Here is a 22,940-nt window from a genome sequence, read left to right as displayed (position 1 = left end):
CATGGACCGAATGGTGAGATCGTGTTTCGATCTCCGAGACAACCGGTAAGGTACACGCATGGAGTCGAGCAACATCCGCCTGGCAGTGATCCCCGGTGACGGTATCGGCACCGAGGTCGTCGCCGAAGGCCTCAAGGTCCTCAACGCCGCGGGCGTCAAGTCCGAGACCACCGAGTACGATCTCGGGGCCAGGCGTTACCACGCGACAGGGCAGACGCTTCCCGACGAGGTCCTCGACGAGCTGCGCGGCTACGACGCGATCCTGCTGGGCGCCGTCGGCGACCCGAGCGTGCCGCCCGGCATCCTGGAGCGCGAGCTGCTGCTGCGCCTGCGCTTCGAGCTCGACCACTACGTGAACCTCCGTCCGGTCAAGCTCTTCCCCGGCGTGACGACTCCGCTCGGGGAGGCCCGCCCCGAGGACATCGACATGATCGTCGTCCGTGAGGGCACCGAGGGCCCGTACGCCGGCGCCGGCGGCGTGATGCGCCGCGGCACGCCGCATGAGATCGCCACCCAGGAGTCGTTCAACACGGCGTACGGCGTCGAGCGCGTCGCGCGCTACGCCTTCGAGAAGGCCCTGAGCCGGCCGCGCCGCAAGCTGACGCTGGTCCACAAGACCAACGTGCTGACGTTCGCCGGCGACCTGTGGGCGCGCACCGTCGACCGGCTCAGCCTGGAGTTCCCCGAGGTCGAGACCGACTACTGCCACGTCGACGCCGCCTCCATGTTCTTCATCACCCAGCCGCAGCGGTTCGACGTGATCGTCACCGACAACCTGTTCGGCGACATCCTGACCGACATCGGCGCGGCGGTCGCCGGCGGCATCGGCCTGGCGGCCAGCGGCAACGTCAACCCGGCCCGCACGGCGCCGTCCATGTTCGAGCCCGTCCACGGCAGCGCGCCGGACATCGCGGGCCAGGGCAAGGCCGACCCGACCGCCACGATCCTGTCGGTCGCCATGCTCCTCGACCACCTCGGCCACGCCGAGGCGTCGGCCCGCGTCGAGCAGGCCGTGGCCGACGACCTGATCGAGCGCCAGAGCGCGTGGACCGCGCGCTCCACCCGCGAGATCGGCGACGACATCGCCGCCCGAGTAGCCGGCTGATCCCGGCCGCTCATCCCGACCTCACGCGCATGGCGGCCCGGTATGGGCCGCCATGCGCTTTTTCATACCTGCCGAATGCCCTAGTTTTCCCTTAGCCGTCTCGTCGCACAATTACTACGACGACGAAGAGAGAAGGACCTCGCCATGACCACCCACCTCAGGTTCGACGTGCAGCTCAATCCGCAGGCCCGCAGTGCGGCCGAGCGTGAGCAGGTGCTGGCGAGCCCCGGCTTCGGTCAGGTCTTCACCGACCACATGATCTCCATTGACTGGACCGAGGGGGAGGGCTGGCACGACGCGAAGCTCCAGCCGTACGGTCCGCTCGTCCTCGACCCCGCCACGTCGGTGTTCCACTACGCGCAGGAGCTGTTCGAGGGGCTCAAGGCGTACCGGCAGTCGAACGGCTCGATCGTCGCCTTCCGGCCGTACGCGAACGCGGCGCGGTTCAACCAGTCGGCGCTGCGGATGGCGATGCCGGAGATCCCCGAGGAGGCGTTCGTCGAGTCGCTCGAGCTCCTCGTGCAGACCGACCGCGACTGGGTGCCGACCACCGACGGCCACAGCCTCTACCTGCGGCCCTTCATGATCGCCACACAGCCCGCCCTCGGGGTGAACCACCCCTCGCGGAGCTACAAGTACATGGTGATCGCCTCGCCCGCCGCGTCGTACTTCACCGGCGGCCTCAAGCCGGTCTCGGTCTGGCTGTCCACCGAGTACACCCGCGCCGCGCCCGGCGGCACGGGGTTCGCCAAGTGCGGCGGCAACTACGCGGCGGCGTTCGTGGCCCAGCGGCAGGCCGTCGAGGAGGGCTGCGACCAGGTGGTCTGGCTCGACGCGTTCGAGCACCGGTGGGTCGAGGAGATGGGCGGGATGAACCTGTTCTTCGTCTTCGGCGACCGCCTCGTCACCCCGGCGCTCACCGGGACGCTGCTGCCCGGCATCACCCGCGACTCGATCCTCAGCCTGGCCGGAGAGCTGGGATACACGGTGGAGGAGGGCAAGGTCTCCATCGAGGATTGGCAGGCGGGCTGCGAGTCCGGCGACCTCACCGAGGTCTTCGCCTGCGGCACCGCCGCCGTGGTCACCCCCGTCGGCTCGGTCAAGGGCGTCGACCGGAGCTGGACCGTCGGCGACGGCACCCCCGGGCCGGTCACGATGAAAATCCGCGAGGAACTCGTGGGCATCCAGTACGGCAGCCGCCCCGACGCCCACCACTGGATCCACAAGATCTGCTGACGGTCGCGGCGCCGCAGGGCGCTCACCGTCCCGCTGCTCCTTGTCGCGGTGCGCCCCGCCGTAAGGCCGTGGGCGCACCGTGGGGGGCGGTGTGGTCTTCCGGAGCCGTACTCGCGGGCCTGGTTCAGCCGGACAGGCCCGGGCAGGCCGTGCTCTTCCCGAGGGTGGACAGCGACACCAGTCCCCCGATCAGACCGGCGCTCACGCTGACCCTGGCGTCGACCCGGATCAGGGACCGGGCGGGGCACGACGGCGCCGCGGTCGCGACGGGTGCCGGTGCGGCGGGCGCCGGTGCGCTGGGCGTCGCCGTCACGGTGACGGTGACCGTGGGCACCGGGGTCGGCCTGAGCGCGGGCCGCTCGGTCTCGCGCGGACCGGTGACGGTCACGTGCTGGGTGATGTTGCAGACCCGGGAGCGCCGGCACAGCGCGTTCTGCACGTTCGAGGAGCCGCCGGCGGTGTTGGCGCTCGTGTGCTGGTAGCCGCGGTTGCGCGTGGACCCCTCCACGGACAGCTTGGTGTCGGGGCGGTCGCGCGGGTCCTTGCCGGTGGGGGCCACCACGTTCCGCTCCGCGCGGTCGCCGCGCCCGTGCCCGTTGTCGGCGGCGGCCCCGAGTGCGCCGACGCCGGTGACCAAGGCGGTCGCAGCCGAAGTGCCGAGGAGAAGGAAACCGGCGAGTCTGCCTTTGAACGCCCCGCCGCCGCGCCGACAAGTCATTCGTCGCCCCCTGCTGTATGAAAGCCGCTGTGTGAGAGCCGCTGTATGAAAACGAGTCCTGGCGAAGAGGTTCGCGAATACGAACCGCTTTGCGAGCGTACTCGCCGAAGGGGCGCTGATCGTGTGTCTCGCATCCGTATGGCAGGTTATTACGGCGTCGTTGCCGGGAGCGACGAATAATTCCGGCGATCTCCCTGCAAACGGCCACGTGATCTGGTCGTGTGGCCGTTTGCGGTCGGGGTCACCAACCAGAAGACGGCGCCGAGATGCGCTGGTTGACGTTGCAGACCCGCTGAGAGAGCCTCTTGCACGCCGCCAACTGCGCGTTGGTCTTGCCGCTCGCGTTGACGGCGACGTTCTGGACACCTCTCTGGTAGATGGGTGCGCTGCCCGCGCTGTAGCTGACGTTGCGCCTTCCGTTTCCGTTGTTGCTCGCTCCGCCGCCGCCATTGGCGGCCGCGGCCGGTTGGGCGGCCATCGCGGCGGTGGCCGCCAGGACCACGATGGCGGTGGCCGTCAACCTGCGCACGGTTGCCGTGCCGGTGAGTCTGGCCTTCTCGTGACACTGACACATTTTCCCCGCAGCACCTGCCTTCTGAATCGGGTGATGGTTGGTTGCTTCCCGTTGTTTCCCCCGGCCGGGCGCGTGCTGCGGAATGAGGCCATCACCGGTGGAAACAATTGCGCGTTCTTTGGGTGGCCAAATTTGTTGGCATATGGGGTTTATTCGGCCACGCCCAGGCGTGATCCGTCGCCGCACAGCCGGGCGGGTGCGCCCCCGCGTACGCCGGGACGGCCGGTCCGGTGGCGTCCCTCCTGGTCGTCGCATGTGGTCGTGGCCGCCCTGACCTGCGCGAACACTCCCGGACATCTCGTACTATGAGATCGATGTGCCAGAGGGTGACCGGCTGTGGCAAACTGCTCAGCACCATGTACTACGGTCTGCTCATTATCGGCAGGCGCGCCGGCTGAAGGACATCGCCGGCGCGCAGACCTCTCACGTCCGTGAGGGGTCTTTTTGTTTGGGCCTCAAGCCGATCCACAGGCCGATGAGCGCGCGGCGAGACACAACCCCGCGAAGGAGACACAGAGATGGCCGACGATCGTTTCCACGTGTACGACACGACGCTCCGCGACGGCGCGCAGCAGGAGGGGTTGAACCTCACCGTCGCCGACAAGCTGGCCATCGCACGTCACCTGGACGGCCTCGGCGTCGGCTTCATCGAGGGCGGCTGGCCGGGAGCCAACCCCAAGGACACCGAGTTCTTCCGGCGGGCTCAGACCGAGCTCGACCTGAAGCACGCGCAGCTCGCCGCGTTCGGCGCGACCCGCCGGGCGGGCGTGAAGGCCGCCGACGACCCGCTGGTGGCCGCGCTGCGCGAATCCGGCGCGCCGATCGTGACGCTCGTGGCCAAGAGCCACGACCGCCACGTGGAACTGGCCCTCCGCACGACGCTGGAGGAGAACCTCGCGATGATCCGCGACACGGTCTCCCACCTGACGGCGGAGGGCCAGCGCGTCTTCCTCGACGCCGAGCACTTCTTCGACGGCTACCGCTCCAACCCCGCGTACGCGCTGGAGGTGCTGCGCACGGCCGCGGAGGCGGGGGCGTCGGTGGTCGCGCTGTGCGACACCAACGGGGGCATGCTGCCCGACGAGCTGGCCGACGTGGTGCACGAGGCGTCCGGCACCGGAGCCCGCATCGGCATCCACTGCCACGACGACACCGGCTGCGCGGTCGCCAACACGCTGGCCGCGGTCAAGGCCGGCGCCACGCACGTGCAGGGTTGCGCCAACGGGTACGGCGAGCGCTCCGGCAACGCCAACCTGTTCACCGTGGTGGCGAACCTCCAGCTCAAGCGGGGCTTCGACCTCGTGCCGCCGCAGTCGCTGCGCGACATGACCCGTATCGCCCACGCGATCACCGAGGTCACCAACGTCACGCCGAACTCGCACCAGCCGTACGTCGGCACGTCGGCCTTCGCCCACAAGGCGGGCCTGCACGCGTCGGCGATCAAGGTGGACCCGAACCTCTACCAGCACATCGACCCCGCCGAGGTCGGCAACGACATGCGGATGCTGGTCTCCGACATGGCGGGCCGCGCCTCGGTCGAGCTGAAGGGCCGCGAGCTGGGCTACGAGCTCAGCGGGGAGCAGTCCAGGCGGCTGGTCGAGCGGGTCAAGGATCTGGAGGCCAAGGGGCACACGTTCGAGGCGGCCGACGCGTCGTTCGAGCTGCTGCTGCGCGACACGGTCGACGGCGAGCTCCGGCGCTACTTCACGGTCGAGTCGTGGCGGGTGATCGTCGAGCGCCGTCCCGGTGGCGACGTGATCAGCGAGGCGACCGTCAAGCTCCACGCGAAGGGTGAGCGGATCATCGCGACCGGCGAGGGGAACGGCCCGGTCAACGCGCTCGACCGGGCGGTGCGGCTGGCGCTGGAGAAGCTCTACCCCGAGCTCGCCGGGGTCGAGCTGATCGACTTCAAGGTCCGCATCCTGGAGGGCACCCACGGCACGGACGCGGTGACCCGGGTGCTGATCACCTCCAGCGACGCGACCGGAGAGTGGGCCACCGTCGGGGTGGGCGAGAACGTCATCGAGGCGTCCTGGCAGGCGCTGGAGCAGGCGGTGACGTACGGCCTGCTGCGGGCCGGGCACAGCGCCTGACCTGCGATCGGGCCTCCCGTCCGATGGCGTGAGCGGTGCTCACGTTCCGCAGGTGAATGCTGTGGTTTTAGTGACATTTAGTCTAGTTGGTGCTTAGATAGGCAAAGCCCTGAGGCGGTCATCGCCACGATCGGCGACGCCGGCCGCGGTTCCAGCCTCAGCGCCAATGCTCTGGCTCAACGGAGGGTGACGGCAAGAAGCATCTGCGCACGCAACCTCTGTAGGCCCGCGGTGCCCGCGCCCGTCTTCTGATCTGTCCATCGGAGGCGGCCGGGGGTCGTGGGAGCTGAGCCACGTCTGTCACCATGACCAGCCGCGTGACTGCCCCGAGTATGAAAATTCTCCGGCGGCAGTCATCCCCCTCGCTGGTGCACCCGATATGGGAGGGTCTGTGAACACCTCGTCCTATTACGACCAAATCGGCGGCGCACCGGTCGTGCGCGATGTCGTCGACCGCTTCTACGTCCGCGTGCTCGGCGACGACGATCTCAAGCCGTACTTCGTCGACGTCGACATGCCCAGGCTGAAGCGGCACATGGTCGTCCTGCTGTGCTCGGTCCTCGGCGGCCCGGAGCCGTACGAGGGTCGTGACCTGGGCGAGGCCCACGCCGGCATGGGCATCACGTCCGAGCACTACGACAAGGTGGGCGAGCACCTCTTCGCGGTCCTGCAGGACAGCGGCGTCGGCGAGGACATCCTGCGCGACGTCGGCCTCGTCCTCGGCAAGGTGAAGTCGTCCATCGTCGCCGAGCCCGCGGGAACGGCCGACTGAGTGGATACGCAGGCTCTCAAGGACAGCTGGCACCTCGTCTCCCGTTCGGGTGACCAGGTGCCGCTGTACTTCTACTCGGTTCTCTTCCTGATGAACCCGGACGTGCGTGACATGTTCCCGGTGTCGATGGCGCGCCAGCGCGACAAGCTCGTGGCCGCGCTGGGGAGTGTCATCAGCAACGTCGACCGGATCGAGGAGGTCGTCCCGGTCCTGCAGCAACTCGGCCGCGACCACCGCAAGTTCGCGGTGACCGCGACGCACTACCCCGCCGTCGGTCAGGCGCTGCTCGCCACGCTCGAGCACTTCATGGGGGACCGGTGGACCCCCGCGCTCGCGCACGACTGGACGCAGGCGTACAACCTGGTCGCCCAGGTGATGGTCGACGCCGCCAACGACGCGTCGAAGGTCTCCCCGCCCTGGTGGGAGGCGGAGATCGTCGGCCACGAGATGCGCACCCTCGGCATCGCCGTCATCCGTGCCCGGCTGAACTACCAGTACCCCTTCCGGCCGGGCCAGTCGGCGTCGATCTCCTACGCCGTGCGCCCGCGCATCTGGCGGTTCTACTCGTTCGCCAACGCGCCGCGCCAGGACAACACCATCGACCTGCACGTCCGCATGGTCGACGGCGGCGTGCTCAGCTCCGCGCTCGTCATGGGCGCGCGGCGGGGCGAGATGCTGCGCGTGGGCGCCGCGGTGGGGGAACGGCTGACGCTCACCCCGGACGTCCAGGGCGACCTGCTCATGATCGCGGGCGGCACCGGCCTCGCGCCGATGAAGGCGCTGGTGGAGCAGATCGCCTACGAGGGCCCGACGCGCAGGGTGGACCTCGTCGTCGGCGCCCGGAACTCCAGGGAACTGTACGACTACGAGGCCATGGCCAAGATGGCCGCCGAGCACCCCTGGCTGAACGTCGTGCCGGTCGTCTCCCACGACCCCTTCTACCGGGGCAACCGCGGCTACGCGGTGGACGTCGCGCTGCAGGGATGGCGTGGCCAGCACGTCTACGTCTGCGGCTCGGAGGAGATGGCGCAGGCGACCGTCGGACGGCTGCTTGACGCCGGCGTGCCAACCGAGCAGATCCACTTCGACGAGTTCACGAGCGACAAAGGTCGGGAGTCATGACGGCGGAGATGCCTTGGGGAAGCCCGGCGGGCGAGCGTCAGCCCCTCACCCCGGATCGGGTACGCAAGCAGGAGTTCACGCGCACCTCGCTCGGGCGCCGCGGCTACAGCGAGGACGAGGTGCGCACGTTCCTCTACCGCGTCGCGGAGGACATGGCGACCAGCGACAAGGAGAAGGCGGACCTGCGGGCCTACATCGACCGCATGAAGCAGTGGTACAAGGAACACGGCATGAACCCGGAACAGGCCGCCGCGTCCCAGACCCTGAACGTCGACGCCATCAACATCCTGTCCCGAGCCCAGCAGACCGCCGACGCGCAGATCGCTGAGGCGGAGGACTACGCGCGGCGCATCGTGAGCCAGGCCCGCCAGCAGTACGAGGAACTCCTGATGGAGGCGCAGCGGCAGGCGGAGGAGGCCGCCAACCAGGCGGTCGGCGCCTACCGTGCCTCGGGCAACGGGCTGCAGAGCGCCGAGGCCGAGGAGCTGGAGCGCAGGATCGCCTACCTGCGGACGTTCGCGGACGTCACGCAGGTGCAGTTGCGCGCGGTCCTGGAGGGGCTCGCGCATGAGGTCGACAAGCTCGGCCACGTGCCCGAGCAGGCCAAGCAGCTGGCGGGCGGCTCCTCGTCGCCGTCGGTGTACGGATAGCCGCCCGCCGGTCTCCTGTCGGGGGAGGAGGCCAGGTCGTGACCTACGACAGCGTGCCGGAGGAGCTCGCGCGCAGCGTGACCGATCCGGCCGGGGTGTGAACGGTCAGCGTGCGTCCTGAGCAGGTGACCTCCGGCCGGTCGGTTCCCGGAACCACCACGGTCAGCAACGACCCCGCCACGGGCGAGACGATCGCCGGAGCCGGCTCCTTGCGCATGTAGCCCGGCGAGACCCAGCCCTGGTAGGGCGAGGTCTGCCCGCTCACCACTCGCTGGCCGCCGACGGCCTCGCAGGACGGCATCGCGAACTGGACGATCGACGCCTTCCACCCGCCGTCGGCCACCACGATCCGCCCGCCCGAGTTGGACACGACCTTCAGCCCGGGGGCGAGGTGCCACAGGTTGCGGAGCTTCCCGCCGCCGCTGTCGAGCACCGCCAGCACGTCCTCGCGGTGGTTGACCAGCACCGACCGCTTGCGTTGCACGCCGTACGCCTTGTCGGTGAAGGTGAACGTCTGCCGGTCCTTGCGCACGGACTTGCCCACCAGTGCGGTGGGAGTGTGCCCGCGGAACTTCCTGCCCACGATCACCGGCACGTTGTGAGCCTCCGGGCTCAGCGTCCACCGCCGGTACGGCGTGTTCTCGTACGAGTGGAAGCCCGCCTCGGTGAGGATCGAGCGGCCCTGGGCGTAGTAGGTGACGCCCATGTGGTCCTCGTGGCCGTGGAACTTCAACGCGGGCCCGAAGCGGATCGAGTAGTAGGCCGACTTGGGGTCGTCCCAGGCCGTGCGGCCGAAGACGTACCCGGCGTCGAAGACCTGCACGGTCGACTTGGCGTGGTCGAAGGCGGCCGGCTGGACGTCGGCGGGCCCGTCGCCGATCGGCACCATGTAGCCGTTGGGCTGGGTGGCGGCGCTGATGTGCCGCGGCAGGCTCTCCCAGCGGGTGGCCAGCGCCGCCGGGACCTTCATCTCGCAATCCTTGATCGTGTCGACCGCCACCCTGAGCCGGTCGTGCACGTAGATGGCGTAGCGCGGCGCCTGCTCGCGCAGCGCGCCCTGCCCGTCGATGTCGAGCTTCATCGACTTGACCATGCGGCGCACGGCGAGGTTCTTCCACTTCGGGTTCCCGTAGCGGCAGCCGATGCGCAGCAGGCCGATGTCCTGGTCGAGCCCGTGGTTGTGGCCGAGCTCGTAGTGCTTGGGGTCGGACAGCAGCTTGGCGTGCAGGGCCAGGCTGTTCTTCAGCCAGCCGGCCTTCACATACCTGCTCAGGCACACCAGGGCCGGGGCGCGCAGCGCGATCGGGTGCTCGGCCCAGGCGTACGGGCTGGTCGTACGCCCGCCGTACGGGTTGTCGGCGACCCAGTCCCTGGCGATCTCCTCGGCCCGGCCGAGGTAGTCCTTCTCGCCGGTCGACTCGTAGTCGGCCACGAGCCGGCCCATCCACCGCAGCGACTGGAACACCATCTGCCAGGACCTGTTCTTGTACGGGTCCATGCGCCAGTCGACGTTCTTGCCCACCGTGACGGCGGGCAGGCCGAGGAAGGACAGCTTGCCGCTCATGACGTCGCCGGAGGTGGGGGTCGCGGGCAGCCAGTCCCCCTGGCACTCCGGCGTACGGTGCGGGGCCCGCGCCTGGGCGGGCGTGGCCACGGCGAGCACGGTCAGCGGGAGGACCGCTGCCAGGGAGAGGGCTGAGAGGCGGCGGAGCACGCCGGTTCCTTCCGAGATCGAATTGGGGCGGCTCATGCTGTCCGAATTCTGGCGATCTGGTCAAGCTGCTTCGGTCACAACTGCACAACTGCTCACAAATGGCCCTGCCGGTTCCGTCAGGCGCGGGCGGGCGCGGTGCTCTCCCAGATGCTCGGACGGGCGAGCGGGACTCCGGCCGCCACGGCGTCGATCCACGCGCCGGTGGTGGTCACCGCGGCGAAGTTCGACTGCATGACGACCAGGACGTTCTCGTGCACCCGCCGGGCGGACAGGGCGCCGGCGACGTTCGCCAGCGGCACGGTCCCGGTGGCGTCGGACAGGAACTCGACCGCGAAGCCGAGGTGGAAGGCGTCCCTGGCGGTCGACTCGTCGCAGTTCTGGGTCATGTAGCCCGCGATCGCGACCGTGTCGATCCCGTCGAGTCTCCCGGCCAGGCCGGTCCCGTGGAAGGCCGACGCCTTGGTCTTGTCCACCAGGTGCGCGTACGGCCGGGCCGCGACCTCCTCGCGCAGTTCCCAGCCGTGCGAGCCCTCCGCGAACAGCGGTGAGGCGGCGGGGGCGGTGTGCCGCACCACGATCACCGGGATGCCGTGCCGCTCCGCGGCGTCCATCGCCCGCAGGATCGCCGCCAGGCTCTCCTCCCGGGGCGGATGGGCGATGGGCAGGGCGCCGGTGAAGTACTCGTTCTGGACGTCGACGACGATCAGCGCTCGGTTCATGGATCCGAGGGTGGCGTGGCCGGCCGTATGGGTGTGAGAGCGGCCTCAGCCATCCACCGAGGGATTCCAGCCGAACGACTGGCGGTAGGCGGCGGGGGAGACGCCGACCAGCCGCCGGAAGTGCGGGCGCAGCGCGACGGCGGAGGCGAAGCCGCAGCGCCGGGCGACCTGCTCGACCGGCAGGTCGCTCGTCTCCAGCAGCCGCTGTGCGTGCAGCACCCTCTGGTGCAGCAGCCAGCGGGCCGGGGAGGTACCGGTCGCCTCACGGAACCGCCGGTCGAACGTGCGGCGGCTCATGAGCGCGCGGGCCGCCAGCGCGTCCGCGCCGAGCGGCCGGTCGAGGTGGCGCACCGCCCAGTCCAGTGTCGCGCCCAGCGCCGCGCCCAGCGGGTCGCCCGCCGCGGGGCCCGGCACGGGATGTTCCACGAACTGGGCCTGGCCGCCCGACCGATGAGGCGCGACGACCATCCGGCGGGCGATCGCGGTCGCCGCGTCCGCGCCGAACTCCCTGCGCACCAGGTGCAGGCACAGGTCGATGCCGCCCGCGCTGCCCGCGCTGGTGAGGATCCTGCCCTCGTCCACGTAGAGGTCGTCCGCGCGCACCGACACGTCCGGGTGGAGGCGGGCGAGCAGCCCGGCGTACGCCCAGTGGGTGCTCGCGGCCCGGTTCCCCAGCAGCCCCGCGGCGGCCAGCACGAACGTGCCCAGGCACAGCCCCGCGACGATCGCGCCGCGCTCGTGGGCGGCCCGCAGCGCGTCCAGGGCGGGAACGGGCGGCGGCTCGTCCGGCGGACGGCGGTAGGTCGGCACGATCACCAGGTCGGATCCCGCCACCGCGTCCAGCCCGTGCGGCGTCGCCAGGCGGACCCCGGCGTTCGTCCGCACCTCGGAGCCGCCGTCCCCGCCGACCACCCGTACGTCGAAGGGCGGCAGGCCGGGCCGGTCCTCCCCGAAGACCGAGATCGGCACGGCGGACTCGAACATCGGGGTCCGGTCGAACAGCACGACCGCCACCCGGTGGAACGTCATGGCCGGAATGCTATTTGCCCCGGCCATCGGAGCCGCCCGTGGCCCGAATCGTGCGGGAAGTGGCCGTACGGCCGCTCGCGCCAGGCAGGCCCGCTCTGCCAGCCTGGGGCCATGCCGGCTCCGTTTCCCGAGACGTTCCCGCAGACCCCCGCCGCGGCGGCCGCGCTGGCCGTCGCCACCCGGTTCTGCTCACCCGCGCTGCTCAACCACTCGATCAGGTCGTACCTGTGGGGCGCCGGGTACGCCGGGGCGCACGGCATCGGCTTCGACGACGAGCTGTACTACGTGTCCTCCCTGCTCCACGACATCGGGCTGACCGAGACCTTCGACAGCCACGAGGTGCCGTTCGAGGACGCGGGAGGACGCCTCGCCTGGGTCTTCTGCACGGCGGCCGGGTGGTCGCCGGACAGATGCGCGCGGGCCGAGAAGATCATCGTGGTCCACATGCGCGACCCGGTCGCCGCGACCGAGGACCCCGAGTCGCACCTGCTGCAGGTGGCCACGTTGTGGGACGTGTCGGGGCAGCGGCCCGAGGAGTTCTCCGCGCACGACCGGGCCGCCGTGCTCGCCCGCTTTCCCCGGCTCGGCTTCGGCGCGGAGTTCCTCGCCGCCTTCGAGGAGCAGGCGCGGCGCAAGCCGGGCTGCGCCGCCGCCGACTCCGTCGCCGGCGGCATCGCCGGCCGGATCGCCGCGAACCCGCTCGACGTCTGACCGGGGCCGCCTCGATCCCATCTTGGTGCGGACGATCCCCGCCCGGTTGCCGTACGACCGGCGCCCGGTTGCCGTACGACCGGCGCCCGGTCCGGCGGGCGGTGCGGCGTCCGGTGCGGCCCGGTCGAGGCGCCGCCTCCTCAGTCCTGCTTGGGCCCGGTGCTCTCCACGACCTCGAACGACCACAGCTCGGAGTCGGTCGCGGCCGGGCCCTGCCCGTGGCCATGACCCTGCCCGTGGCCATGACCCTGCCCGTGGCCGTGGCCCTGTGCGCCGGCCTCGGCGGCGGCCTGCGCGTGCCCCGACTGGAACGCCCGGCTCTCCTGCCAGCGCCGGAAGTCCTCCTCGCTCCGCCACCGCGTGTAGACGAGGTAGCGGTCGCTGCCCTCCACCGGCCGCAACAGCTCGAACCACTCGAACCCGTCGGCCGACTCGACCATCCCGGCCCGGTTGGCGAACCGCTTCTCCAGTTCGCGCCGCATCTCCTCGGGCACCGTCAGCACGTTGATCTTCACGACCGAAGGCACATCGACTCCCGTACGCTCGACTTCCCCTGTTACCAGACCACCTTAAGTACGCCCAGGGTGCGTACCCCACTAGGCTCGTGACGTGCGTATCGCGAGGTTCTCGATGGGCGACCAGGTCGCCTTCGGCGTGGTGGAAGACGGCGGGCAGGTCATCGCCCGGATCGGCGGGCACCCCTTCCACGGGGTGGAGTTCACCGGTGAGCGGTTCCCGGTGGCCGAGGTCCGCCTGGTCGCCCCCATGTTGCCCAGCAAGATCATCGCCATCGGCAAGAACTACGCCGACCACGCCAGGGAGATGGGCGGCGAGCCCCCGGCGGAGCCGGTCGTGTTCCTCAAGCCCAACACGACCGTGATCGGTCCCTCGGAGGCGATCGCGTACCCGGCGAAGCTGTCGGAGCGGGTCGACTACGAAGGCGAGCTGGCCGTGGTGATCGGCCGGCTGTGCCGTGACGTCCCCGCCGAACGCGCGGGCGACGTCATCTTCGGCTACACCTGCGCCAACGACGTCACCGCACGCGACCTGCAGGCCAGGGACGGCCAGTGGACCAGGGCCAAGGGCTTCGACACGTTCTGCCCGCTCGGTCCCTGGATCGAGACCGAGCTCGACCCGGCCGACCTGGCGATCACCACCACGCTCAACGGTGAGGTCAGGCAGAGCGCCCGCACCTCCCTCCTGCTGCACGACATCCCCGCGCTCGTCGCGTACGTGAGCGCGGTCATGACCCTGCTGCCCGGCGACGTCATCCTGACCGGCACGCCCGCCGGGGTGGGCCCGATGTCCGTGGGCGACGAGGTCGGCGTCTCCATCGAAGGAATCGGAACTCTCACTAACCGGGTGATCTCACGTGACTAGGGTGCGCTTCGCCCCTTCGCCCACCGGCATGTTCCACGTCGGCGGCGCCCGTTCGGCGCTGTTCAACTGGGCGATCGCCGAGCAGTCCGGCGGCACGTTCGTGCTGCGCATCGAGGACACGGACGCGGCACGCAACCGGCCCGAGTGGACCGAGGGCATCATCTCGGCCCTCGCCTGGATCGGCATCAACGGCGGCTCGCCGCACTTCGAGGGGCCGTACTTCCAGTCCGCCTACGAGCAGCAGCACCGCGAGGCCGCGGCCAAGCTGCTCAAGGACGGCAAGGCCTACCACTGCACCTGCACGCGCGACGACGTGAAGGCCAGGACCGGCTCCGAGCACCAGGGCTACGACGGCCACTGCCGCGACCTCGGCATCACCGAGGGCGCCGTGCGGTTCCGTACGCCCGACGAGGGTGTGACGGTCGTGGACGACAAGGTCCGCGGACGGGTGGAGTTCCCCAACTCGGCGATGGAGGACTTCGTCATCGTCCGCGGGGACGGCTCGCCGCTGTTCATCCTCGCCAACGTCGTCGACGACATGGAGATGCGGATCGACCACGTGGTCCGCGCCGAGGAGCACCTGTCGAACACACCCAAGCAGCAGCTCCTGTGGAAGGCGCTGGGCGCCGAACCACCGGTCTGGGCCCATGTGCCTGTGATCGTCAACGAGAAGCGGCAGAAGCTGTCCAAGCGCCGCGACAAGGTCGCCCTGGAGTCCTACCGCGACGAGGGTTACCTCGCCGAGGCGATGGTCAACTACCTCATGCTGCTCGGCTGGGGGCCCGGCGACGACCGGGAGATCATGCCGTGGTCGGAGATGATGCCGCTGTTCCGGCTCGAGGACGTGAACCAGGCGCCGGCCTTCTTCGACGAGAAGAAGCTGCGGGCCTTCAACGGCGAGTACATCCGGGCGCTGCCCCGCGAGGTGTTCATCTCCCGCTGCGAGCCGTGGCTCGACCCGGCCTGGGACCGCTCGGTGTTCGCCCGCGTGGCCGACCTGGTGCAGACGCGGGTCGCCGTGCTGTCGGAGGTCACCGCCAACGTCGACTTCCTGTTCCTGGACGAGCCCGTCTTCGACCAGGCGTCCTGGGACAAGGCGATGAAGCCGGGGGCGGCCGAGATCCTGGCCGGGTACGCCGAGCGACTGGAGACGGTCAGCTGGGACCCCGACTCGCTCAAGACCGCCCTGGAGGAGGTCGGCCTCGCCCACGGGCTCAAGCTCGGCAAGGCGCAGGCGCCCGTCCGCGTGGCGATCACCGGCAGGACCGTGGGCCTGCCGCTGTTCGAGTCGATCGAGGTGCTCGGCCGCGAGCGCTCGCTCGACCGGCTCCGTACGGCTCTCGCCCGGCTGTCCGAGGCCTCCTGACCCGTCAGGGCGCCCCACGGCGGGCGCGCAGAGGCATGTGAGGGCGGACGGCGCCGGGAGTCCCCTGAAGGGGGCCCCGGCGCCGTCCGCGTCTCTACAGGAGGCCGCGGCGGTCCAGCAGCGGGGTGATCTCCGGGTCCCGGCCCCGGAAGTCCCGGAAGGCCGTCATCGAGTCCACGCTGCCGCCTCGCGACAGCAGGGCCCGGCGGAAGGTGTCGCCGTTCTCCCGGCGCAGCCCGCCGTTCTCGTTGAACCACTCGACGGTGTCGGCGTCGAGGACCTCGCTCCAGATGTAGGAGTAGTAGCCGGCGCTGTAGCCGCCCGCCCAGATGTGGGCGAAATACGTGGTGCGGTAGCGCGGCGGGACGGCGGGCAGGTCCACCCCCGCCTCCCGCAGCGCCCGCCTCTCGAACTCCTCCACGTCCTCCTCGCCGTCGTACGCCGTGTGCCAGGCCCAGTCGAGCAGGGTGGCGGCGAGGTACTCCAGCGTGGCGAAGCCCTGGTTGAACTTCTGCGTCTCCAGCATCCGGTCGACGAGGTCCTGCGGCATCGGCTCGCCCGTCTCGTGGTGCCTGGCGTACTCGGCCAGGATCTCCGGGTGGACCGCCCACATCTCGTTCACCTGGGAGGGGTACTCGACGAAGTCGCGCGGCACGGCCGTCCCGGAGAACCGGGGGTAGCGCACGTCGGAGAACAACCCGTGCAGCGCGTGCCCGAACTCGTGGAACATCGTGTTGACCTCGTCGAACGTCATCAGGGTCGGCTCGCCCTTGACGATGTTGAGGTTGTTGACCACGACCGGCCTGGTGCCCTCCAGGCCCGACTGCTTCACGAGGCTGTTCATCCACGCCCCGCCCCGCTTGGAGGCCCTGGCGTGGAAGTCGCCGAGGAACAGGCCCAGCGGGGAGCCGTCCTCGTCGCGCACCTCGAAGACCCGCACCTCGGGGTGGTAGCCGTACAGGTCGGGGCGCTCGTGGAAGGTGACGCCGTACAGGCGCGTCGCCGCGTTGAAGACGCCCTTCTCCAGCACCGTGCTCAGCTCGAAGTACGGCCGCATGCGCCGGCTGTCGATGTCGTAGCGGGCCTTGCGCACCTTCTCGGAGTAGAACGCCCAGTCCCACGGCTGGATCGGGTGCCCGGCGATCTCCTCCAGGTCCGCCTGCTCCTTGCGCGCGTTCGCCACGGCCGGCGGCACGAGCCGGTCGAGCATCTCGGTGACCGCCCGGGTGGTGCCCGCCGTCTGGTCGGCCAGGACGTACTCCGCGTGGTTCTCGTAGCCGAGCAGCCGCGCGCGCTCCCGGCGCAGCACCGCCAACTCCTTGATCAGCTCCCCGTTGGCCGCGCCCCGCCCGACCGAGGCGCGGTGAATCCGCTCACGCAGGGACCGGTTGGTCAGCTCGGCCAGGGCCGGCTGCCCGGTGGGCAGGACCAGCGAGATCAGATACCTGCCGTCCAGCCCGCGTTCCCTGGCCTGGTCGGCGAGCGCCTGGATCGCGTCCTGCGACAGCCCGTCGAGCTCGGCCACGTCCTCGACCACCACGGCCCGCTCGTTGGTGTCGGCGAGGAGGTTCTGCTGGAAGGCCGTTCCCAGGGCCGACAGCCTTTCGTTGATCTCCCTGAGCCGGGCCTGGTCCTGCGGGCCCAGCGTGGCGCCCGCGCGGGTGAAGTCGGTGAGGTAGCGCTTCAGCAGCCACCCCTGCTCGTCGTCGGCCGCCTCGACCGCCTGGATGCGGGCGAACAGCTTCGCGTTGAGGTGGATCGCGTCGGCGTGCTTGGCGAGCTTCGGCGTGACGTCCTTCTGGATCTCCTGGACGCCGGGCGTCGTGTCGGAGGACGCCTGGTTGAAGAACACCGCGGACACCCGGTCGAGGAGAGCACCGGACTTCTCCAGCGCCTCGATCGTGTTCTCGAACGTCGGAGGGTCGGGGTTCTCCGCGATCGCCTCGACCTCCGCGAGGTGCTCGGCCATGCCCTGCTCGAACGCCGGCGCGTAGTGCTCCTCCTCGATCTCCTGGAAGGGAGGCAGCCCGTAGGGCAGGGTGCTCGGACTGAGGAAGGGGTTCGCGGCCGAGGTCATCTCTGGCGACTCCTCACGTGGTGCTGGCGTTTGTCCCAGCCTCGCACAGAAGGGCCATGCCCTTCCGCACAGGAGGACCGGACCCCTCGGACAGGGGGCTCGGACCCCTTCGAGCGGAGGATCGGATCACGAGATCGGGGGGCGCGCCGCAATCGTTTTGGTAGTGGGTCGCAAGCTGGGCTATCCTTTCGGAGTCGCAAGCGGGAGCCGCGAGGCCCCCGCAAGCAGATGGGGTATGGGGTAATTGGCAGCCCGACGGATTCTGGCTCCGTTAGTCTAGGTTCGAGTCCTGGTACCCCAGCTGGATCCCCCCAAGGGATTCTGCTGGAAACAGCGCAGTGCACAGTGCAAGGTCCCGTCGTCTAGTGGCCTAGGACGCCGCCCTCTCAAGGCGGTAACGGCGGTTCGAATCCGCTCGGGACTACTTCACTGCACACGGCTCCGTCGTCTAGTGGCCTAGGACGCCGCCCTCTCAAGGCGGTAGCGCCGGTTCGAATCCGGTCGGGGCTACATCATCGAAAACCCTCGGTACTCCCCGTGCCGGGGGTTTTCGCCGTTACGGGACGCCGCGCCCTGCTCATGGCCCGCGGCGCGGGCGCGAATCCGGTCGGGGCTACATCATCGAGAACCCTCGGTACTCCCCGTGCCGGGGGTTTTCGCCGTTACGGGGACGCCGCGCCCTGCTCATGGGCAACTCCTCTCTCGCATTCGCCTCCCTGGACGGCCGTTTCGCGTCTGTCTACGATGTAGACAAAATCTACGATGTAGACAAGAGAGGGCAAGATGCGGGAGTTCGTGTCCGTGCCGGGTGCCAGGCTGTACACCGAAAGCGCGGGGGAGGGGCCGGCTCTCCTCCTCGTCCCGGGAGGGGGAGGCGACGCCGGCATGTACGAGGCGGTCGTCGCGCCGCTGTCCCGCCGTTTCACCGTCATCAGCTACGACCGGCGGGGCAACTCGCGCAGCCGGCTCGCCGATCCGGCCACGCCCACCTCGGTGGCCGAGCACGCGGACGACGCCGTCGCCGTGCTCGGCCACTACGGCGTCGAGCGCGCGTACGTCTTCGGCAGCAGCGCCGGGGCGATCATCACGGTGGACATGGTGGCGAGGCACGCGGACCGGCTGCTCGGGGCCGTCGCCCACGAGCCGCCGCTCGTACAGATCATCCCGGGCGGCCCGGAGGGCGAGAGCATCCGCCGGCTCCAGCGCGTCGCCGTAAGGGGCCTGATGCGCGGCTGGGTGGCCTTCGCGGCCATGACCATGCCCCGGACGCCCGCGTTCCTCCTGTCCCCGGCGGGGCGGTTCGCCGCCGCCGGGGCCCTTCGGGCGGGCATGGCCGTCCTGCCGGTCGTACGGCGGGTGCGGGGCGGGGAGCCCGGCGGCATGGAGCGTCTCCTCGGCAACACCCGGCGGATGCTGCGGGTGGAGCTGCCCGCCTTCGTCGACGAGTACGAACCCGACCTGGCCGCGTTGCGCCGGGCTGCGGTGCCCTGGTGCCCGGCCACCGGAAGGGACAGCGTGGGACGCCCCTACCATCGGCCCGCGCACGTCCTCGGCGAGCTGGTCGGCGTACGATGCGAGGAGTTCCCGGGAGGGCACGTCCCCTACCAGGAGACGCCCGACGAGTTCGTCCGCACGTTGACCGAGATCCTGGACGGGTTTTCCCCATGACCGACACGGGCGGCACGGTGGAGGGCAGGCCGGTGCGGCCGACCCTGAGCCACGCCTACATCGTCGCCGTCGCGCTCGCCCTCATCGACCGGGCGGGACTGGACAAGTTCTCGATGCGCAAGCTCGGCGCCGAGCTCGGCGTCGACGCCATGGCCGTCTACCGCTACTTCTCCGACCAGGAGGCGCTGTTCGACGGCATCGCCGAGGCGCTGTTCGACGAGCTCGGCGTGGACTCCCTGCCGTGGGAGGCGTCGTGGCGCGAACTGGCGGCGGAGACGGCCCGCCGGATGCGGCACGCCCTACTGCGGCACCCGCACGCCGTGACGATCTTCGCGACCCGTCCCGTGCGGTCGGCGGCGGCGATCTCCTGCGGCGACCGGGCCATCGCCGTCCTGTGCGACGCCGGCTTCACACCGGTGCTGGCGGTCCAGGCGGTCCGGTGCGTCCAGGAGTTCACCGTGGGGCACGTGCTCGCCCTCACCGCCGCACAGCTGGGCGGGCTGCGGCGCAGCAGGAAGCCCGCTCCGGGCTCTCCCGGCTACAACCTCCTCGCGCTGGGCGCGGACGGGGCCGGGCGCGGCGACCACTTCGAAATGGGGCTGACGGCCCTGCTGGACGGCTTCGAGCGTCTTGTCCGCTGACCTGCCGCGGACGGCGCCTGCCGCCTAGAAGTGCTGGACGTCGGCATCGTCGCAGGAGATGGTGAGCACGCCCTCCATCTCGGCCAGCCTGCTCGTGAGGTCCACGACCGAGCCGGGGCCGTGGATCACCAGGGTCACCGACACCGTACGGGTCTCCTGTCCCCCGCCGGGCTGCTCCAGCGAAAGCTCGTCGACCACGAAACGGCGGCCGGTGCACTCGGCCAGCACCTGCCGCAGGACGCCCCGGCCGTCCACGTACGCCAGGCGCAGCCGTGACTGCGCGTACTTCGAGCGGGGGAGCCGGGTGGCGAGCGGGGTGAGGCCGAACATCACGAGGAAGTTCCCCACAGTGGCCATGAGCGCCAGGAGCCACAGGCCGGCCCCGGCGGCCATTCCGACGCCCGCCGTCAGCCAGACGGCGGCCGCGGTGGTCAGACCCTTGACCGCGTCCCGGCGCACGAAGATCAGCCCGCCGCCGATGAACCCGATGCCGGACACGATCTGTGCCGCCACTCGCGACGGATCGAGCTGCACGTTCTCGCCGAGGACGTCCGCGAAGCCGTACTTGGACACGAGCATGAACAGCGCGGCGCCGAACCCCACGAGCGTGTGCGTACGCAACCCGGCGCTCTTCTGCCGGATCTCCCGCTCCAGCCCGATGGCCGCCGACAGCACGAGCGCGATGGCGAGGTCCGCGATCTGCTGCCATCCCGCCCCGGGGCTGACCACCAGTGAGATCGGCGTCACGCGACCAGACTAAGTCCGCGTGCCCGAGCCGGTCATCCTGTCGCGACCTCAACGGCGGCGAGGCCGGGACGGACGCCGCCGTCCCGGCCCGAGCGGGGACCGCTAGCGTCCCGACCGCGCCTTGAACAGCGCCCGCTTGGCGGCCTTGACCACCTGCTTGTCCGGATGGGTCTCGCCGATGAGGTCCAGCAGTTCCTCGATGTGGGGGTGGTGGACCTTCCAGATCACGTCGAGCAGCCCGATGAGCGTCTGCGCCGGGCCGATGTCGTGCAGGCTGGACACGAACTCCGGCCGGCCGAGCCCGGCGGAGATCGTCCACATGTCGAGGATCAGCCAGTGGGTGTCCGCCTGGGTCGGCTCCGGAGCGTCCTCGACGTCCATCTGGGTCAGGTGCGTCGCGGCGTACGGCCGCAGCGAGGGCTCCTTCAGCGCCTCCTGCCAGGCCGGGACGGCGGCCTCGCCCAGCGAGCCCACCAGGCTGGCGGCCTGCACCCGCACGAGGGCGTCGGACTCCTCCTCGGCGGCGGCTTCGAGCAGCTCGGAGGCGGCTCGCGCCGGGTCGCGCAGCGCGAGCCAGGCGGCGAACTCCTCGTCGGCCTCCTCCTCGGACATGTCGGCGCTGAACGACAGCAGGTCGAGCGCGGTCATGGCGTCGATCGCGGGCCGGGCGTCGATCTCGATGTCCTCGTCGTCGAGCAGGTGGACGAGGCCCTCCATGCCGAGCGGCGTCAGGGTCACCGCGTCTGCCTCGACGGTGGCCATGCCGTACCCGGTCAGCCAGGCGAGCACGGAGGCGAGCGGGTCGCCGGCCGCGGCCCAGGCGTCGGCGCCCAGGTCGTCGTACTCCGCCGCGGCCTCGGCCAGCTCCTCGCGCAGTTCCGGCACCCCCCGCGTGCCGCCGGCCAGCAGCACGCGGATCAGCAGCGCGCGGGTGAGGCCGGACAGGGCCAGCGTGAGGTCGTCGTCGTCGAGCTCCGGGTCGCCGTAGTCGAGCGAGTGGAGGCCGAGCATCCAGGCGTCCAGGACGTCGTCGTCGTCCTCGAAGGGCCAGGCCTCGGTGTCGGAGTCCACGCTGACCGTGTCGTCGCCGTCGGGGGCGAGGAACTCCAGGTCGATCGCGAGGTTCCACAGGTTCCAGATGTTGCGCGCGTCGGGCAGGCCGACCGCGCGCACCGCCTCGTCCACCTCGCTGTCGGTGAGCAGGGTCTCCTCGCCCACCTTGCGGCCGGTGCCGACCCACAGCGCCAGGTCGCGGGCCTGCGCGATGAGCGTCACCCGGCGGGCCGCCTCGGCCAGCTCGGTGTCGGGCCGCAGCCGGATCGTGGGCAGGGCGGCGATCTCGTCGGCGAACGGCTCGAAGTCGCCGAGGCCCTCGTCGGACTCGTCCTCGTCGAGCTCGTCCTCCTCCTCGTCCCAGTCGCGTTCGGCGATGGTGTCCTCCATCGCGTCCACGAAGTCGTCCTCGACCTCGTCCAGCTCGGCGAGCAGGGTCTCCAGGGAGTCCGAGCCCGGCGAGAGCCGGCCGGTGGACGACAGGAACGTCAGGTACGCCCGGACTGCGGGGATCATGCCGTCGGCCGCGGCGTCGGGGTCCTCGACCACCTGGGGCATGCGCTCCAGCAGGACCGTGCGCAGGTCGCCGTGTTTCCACAGTCCGACGTCGGTGCGGGCGATCAGGCGATGCCACAGGGCGACGGGGCCCACGAGATCGGGGTCGCTGCCGGGTGCGTTGTCCGGCGCCCAGAGGATGAATTCTTGGAGCAGGGGACGCAGTTCAGCGGCGGCTGCCTCGATGCGGTCTGTCACCCCGCCAGCCTAGGGCTTTCGGGACACCGCACTCCAATCAGTTCGCGCGTCGCATCGCTTCGGTTATCCGCTCGGCGGCGGCGACGACGGGGGCGGCGTGCATCCGGCCGGGCGTACGGGTGAGCCGCTCTATGGGGCCCGACACGGAGACCGCGGCGATCACCTTGCCGCCGGCGCCTCGGATGGGCGCGGAGACGCTCGCCACGCCCTGCTCGCGCTCTCCCACGCTGTGGGCCCAGCCCCTCCTGCGTACGCTCGCGAGCGTGGCGGCGGTGAACTTGGCGCCGCGCAGGCCGCGGTGCAGCCGGTCCGGCTCCTCCCAGGCGAGCAGAATCTGCGCGGCGGACCCCGCGGTCATGGGCAGCGCGGAGCCGACGGGCACGGTGTCGCGCAGCCCGCTGGCGCGCTCGGCGGCGGCCACGCAGACCCGCTCGTCTCCCTGGCGCCGGTAAAGTTGAGCGCTCTCTCCGGTGAGGTCGCGAAGATGGGTGAGCACCGGGCCGGCGACGGCCAGCAGCCGGTCCTCGCCCGCCGCCGTGGACAGTTCCGACAGGCGGGGCCCGAGGATGAACCGGCCCTGAGTGTCGCGGGAGACGATGCGGTGGTGCTCCAGCGCGACGGCCAGCCGGTGGGCCGTCGGCCTGGCCAGGCCGGTCGCCTGGACGAGCTGTGCCAGGGAAGCGGGGCCCGCCTCCAGGGCGTTGAGTACGAGAACCGCCTTGTCGAGTACTCCGACCCCGCTAGAGTTGTCCATACCCCGATACTGCCGTCTCGGCATACGAGATGCAAACGCAATGTTGGGATTCACCATA

At 70.5% G+C, this 22,940-nt stretch carries 21 protein-coding genes and 3 tRNA genes; 14 read left to right on the top strand and 10 right to left on the bottom strand.

From position 1 onward, the window contains the following. Window positions 1-58: 58 nt before the first annotated feature. Together HHX30_RS23960 and HHX30_RS23955 are read left to right on the top strand one after the other, a co-directional pair. Window positions 59-1,105, top strand: coding sequence for a 3-isopropylmalate dehydrogenase (locus HHX30_RS23960; RefSeq protein ID WP_169984217.1), 1,047 nt, complete (start codon window positions 59-61; stop codon window positions 1,103-1,105). Window positions 1,106-1,249: 144 nt separating this feature from the next. After that, complete coding sequence (locus HHX30_RS23955) at window positions 1,250-2,341, top strand: branched-chain amino acid aminotransferase (RefSeq protein ID WP_169984216.1); 1,092 nt, start codon at window positions 1,250-1,252, stop codon at window positions 2,339-2,341. A gap of 124 nt (window positions 2,342-2,465) precedes the next feature. On the opposite strand, the gene HHX30_RS23950 is transcribed toward HHX30_RS23955, so the two are convergent. Both HHX30_RS23950 and HHX30_RS23945 read right to left on the bottom strand, forming a co-directional pair. After that, on the bottom strand, window positions 2,466-2,978 hold the full coding sequence (locus HHX30_RS23950; RefSeq protein ID WP_211592431.1) for a hypothetical protein: 513 nt from the start codon (window positions 2,976-2,978) through the stop codon (window positions 2,466-2,468). A 322-nt stretch (window positions 2,979-3,300) separates the two neighbouring features. After that, on the bottom strand, window positions 3,301-3,579 hold the full coding sequence (locus HHX30_RS23945) for a hypothetical protein (protein WP_169984215.1): 279 nt from the start codon (window positions 3,577-3,579) through the stop codon (window positions 3,301-3,303). A 572-nt stretch (window positions 3,580-4,151) separates the two neighbouring features. Here HHX30_RS23945 and cimA point away from each other — a divergent pair. From cimA to HHX30_RS23925, 4 genes are all read left to right on the top strand, one after another. Further along, entirely contained in the window at window positions 4,152-5,726 is a 1,575-nt protein-coding gene (cimA, locus tag HHX30_RS23940; protein WP_169984214.1) for a citramalate synthase, read from the top strand. A gap of 391 nt (window positions 5,727-6,117) precedes the next feature. After that, window positions 6,118-6,498: a group 1 truncated hemoglobin gene (locus tag HHX30_RS23935; RefSeq protein ID WP_211592430.1), complete on the top strand. Its 381-nt coding sequence runs from the start codon at window positions 6,118-6,120 to the stop codon at window positions 6,496-6,498. Beyond that, the gene (locus HHX30_RS23930; RefSeq protein ID WP_169984212.1) at window positions 6,499-7,620 is read left to right on the top strand and encodes a globin domain-containing protein; all 1,122 of its coding nucleotides are present in this window, start codon (window positions 6,499-6,501) and stop codon (window positions 7,618-7,620) included. Further along, complete coding sequence (locus tag HHX30_RS23925; RefSeq protein WP_169984211.1) at window positions 7,617-8,270, top strand: DivIVA domain-containing protein; 654 nt, start codon at window positions 7,617-7,619, stop codon at window positions 8,268-8,270. The genes HHX30_RS23930 and HHX30_RS23925 overlap by 4 nt, the downstream gene beginning before the upstream one ends. A 43-nt stretch (window positions 8,271-8,313) precedes the next feature. On the opposite strand, the gene HHX30_RS23920 is transcribed toward HHX30_RS23925, so the two are convergent. From HHX30_RS23920 to HHX30_RS23910, 3 genes are all read right to left on the bottom strand, one after another. Further along, complete coding sequence (locus HHX30_RS23920) at window positions 8,314-9,984, bottom strand: heparinase II/III family protein (protein ID WP_169984210.1); 1,671 nt, start codon at window positions 9,982-9,984, stop codon at window positions 8,314-8,316. 116 nt (window positions 9,985-10,100) lie between these two features. After that, a complete protein-coding gene (locus tag HHX30_RS23915; RefSeq protein ID WP_169984209.1) occupies window positions 10,101-10,703 on the bottom strand; it encodes a cysteine hydrolase family protein in 603 nt (200 codons plus the stop codon). Between the two features lie 45 nt (window positions 10,704-10,748). After that, a complete protein-coding gene (locus tag HHX30_RS23910; RefSeq protein WP_169984208.1) occupies window positions 10,749-11,732 on the bottom strand; it encodes a GlxA family transcriptional regulator in 984 nt (327 codons plus the stop codon). 111 nt (window positions 11,733-11,843) lie between these two features. Here HHX30_RS23910 and HHX30_RS23905 point away from each other — a divergent pair, with 111 nt between their 5' ends. Beyond that, complete coding sequence (locus HHX30_RS23905; RefSeq protein WP_169984207.1) at window positions 11,844-12,443, top strand: cyanamide hydratase; 600 nt, start codon at window positions 11,844-11,846, stop codon at window positions 12,441-12,443. Between the two features lie 140 nt (window positions 12,444-12,583). Here the strand turns inward: HHX30_RS23905 and HHX30_RS23900 are convergent, their stop codons facing one another. Further along, window positions 12,584-12,970, bottom strand: coding sequence for an antibiotic biosynthesis monooxygenase (locus HHX30_RS23900; protein ID WP_311922840.1), 387 nt, complete (start codon window positions 12,968-12,970; stop codon window positions 12,584-12,586). Between the two features lie 82 nt (window positions 12,971-13,052). On the opposite strand from HHX30_RS23900, the gene HHX30_RS23895 reads away from it, so the two are divergent. After that, on the top strand, window positions 13,053-13,823 hold the full coding sequence (locus HHX30_RS23895) for a fumarylacetoacetate hydrolase family protein (protein WP_169984206.1): 771 nt from the start codon (window positions 13,053-13,055) through the stop codon (window positions 13,821-13,823). Next, window positions 13,816-15,189 (top strand): glutamate--tRNA ligase, encoded by a 1,374-nt coding sequence (gltX, locus tag HHX30_RS23890; RefSeq protein ID WP_169984205.1) that lies wholly within the window; start codon window positions 13,816-13,818, stop codon window positions 15,187-15,189. The genes HHX30_RS23895 and gltX overlap by 8 nt, the downstream gene beginning before the upstream one ends. Before the next feature lie 94 nt (window positions 15,190-15,283). Here gltX and HHX30_RS23885 read toward each other — a convergent pair whose 3' ends face one another. Further along, window positions 15,284-17,266 carry a M3 family metallopeptidase gene (locus HHX30_RS23885; protein ID WP_169984204.1) on the bottom strand — a complete coding sequence of 661 codons (1,983 nt, stop codon included), beginning with the start codon at window positions 17,264-17,266 and terminating at the stop codon, window positions 15,284-15,286. Window positions 17,267-17,495: 229 nt separating this feature from the next. Between HHX30_RS23885 and HHX30_RS23880 the strand changes: the two genes are divergently transcribed. From HHX30_RS23880 to HHX30_RS23860, 5 genes are all read left to right on the top strand, one after another. Continuing rightward, a tRNA-Gln gene (locus HHX30_RS23880) sits at window positions 17,496-17,567 on the top strand. Window positions 17,568-17,617: 50 nt separating this feature from the next. Continuing rightward, window positions 17,618-17,690 (top strand) — tRNA-Glu (locus tag HHX30_RS23875). A 13-nt stretch (window positions 17,691-17,703) separates the two neighbouring features. After that, a tRNA-Glu gene (locus HHX30_RS23870) sits at window positions 17,704-17,776 on the top strand. Between the two features lie 273 nt (window positions 17,777-18,049). Further along, window positions 18,050-18,934, top strand: a complete 885-nt coding sequence (locus tag HHX30_RS23865) for an alpha/beta fold hydrolase (RefSeq protein WP_169984203.1) — start codon at window positions 18,050-18,052, stop codon at window positions 18,932-18,934. After that, complete coding sequence (locus tag HHX30_RS23860; RefSeq protein WP_169984202.1) at window positions 18,931-19,575, top strand: TetR/AcrR family transcriptional regulator C-terminal domain-containing protein; 645 nt, start codon at window positions 18,931-18,933, stop codon at window positions 19,573-19,575. Before HHX30_RS23865 ends, HHX30_RS23860 begins: the two co-directional genes overlap by 4 nt. A 24-nt stretch (window positions 19,576-19,599) precedes the next feature. On the opposite strand, the gene HHX30_RS23855 is transcribed toward HHX30_RS23860, so the two are convergent. From HHX30_RS23855 to HHX30_RS23845, 3 genes are all read right to left on the bottom strand, one after another. Next, complete coding sequence (locus HHX30_RS23855) at window positions 19,600-20,322, bottom strand: MgtC/SapB family protein (protein WP_396705040.1); 723 nt, start codon at window positions 20,320-20,322, stop codon at window positions 19,600-19,602. Window positions 20,323-20,424: 102 nt separating this feature from the next. Beyond that, window positions 20,425-22,128, bottom strand: coding sequence for a hypothetical protein (locus HHX30_RS23850; protein ID WP_169984201.1), 1,704 nt, complete (start codon window positions 22,126-22,128; stop codon window positions 20,425-20,427). 37 nt (window positions 22,129-22,165) lie between these two features. Next, window positions 22,166-22,882: an IclR family transcriptional regulator gene (locus HHX30_RS23845; RefSeq protein ID WP_030506070.1), complete on the bottom strand. Its 717-nt coding sequence runs from the start codon at window positions 22,880-22,882 to the stop codon at window positions 22,166-22,168. Window positions 22,883-22,940 lie beyond the last annotated feature (58 nt).

Source organism: Microbispora sp. H10836 (assembly GCF_012999525.1).
Classification (GTDB): domain Bacteria; phylum Actinomycetota; class Actinomycetes; order Streptosporangiales; family Streptosporangiaceae; genus Microbispora.
This window is presented reverse-complemented; position numbering and strand designations above follow the sequence as displayed.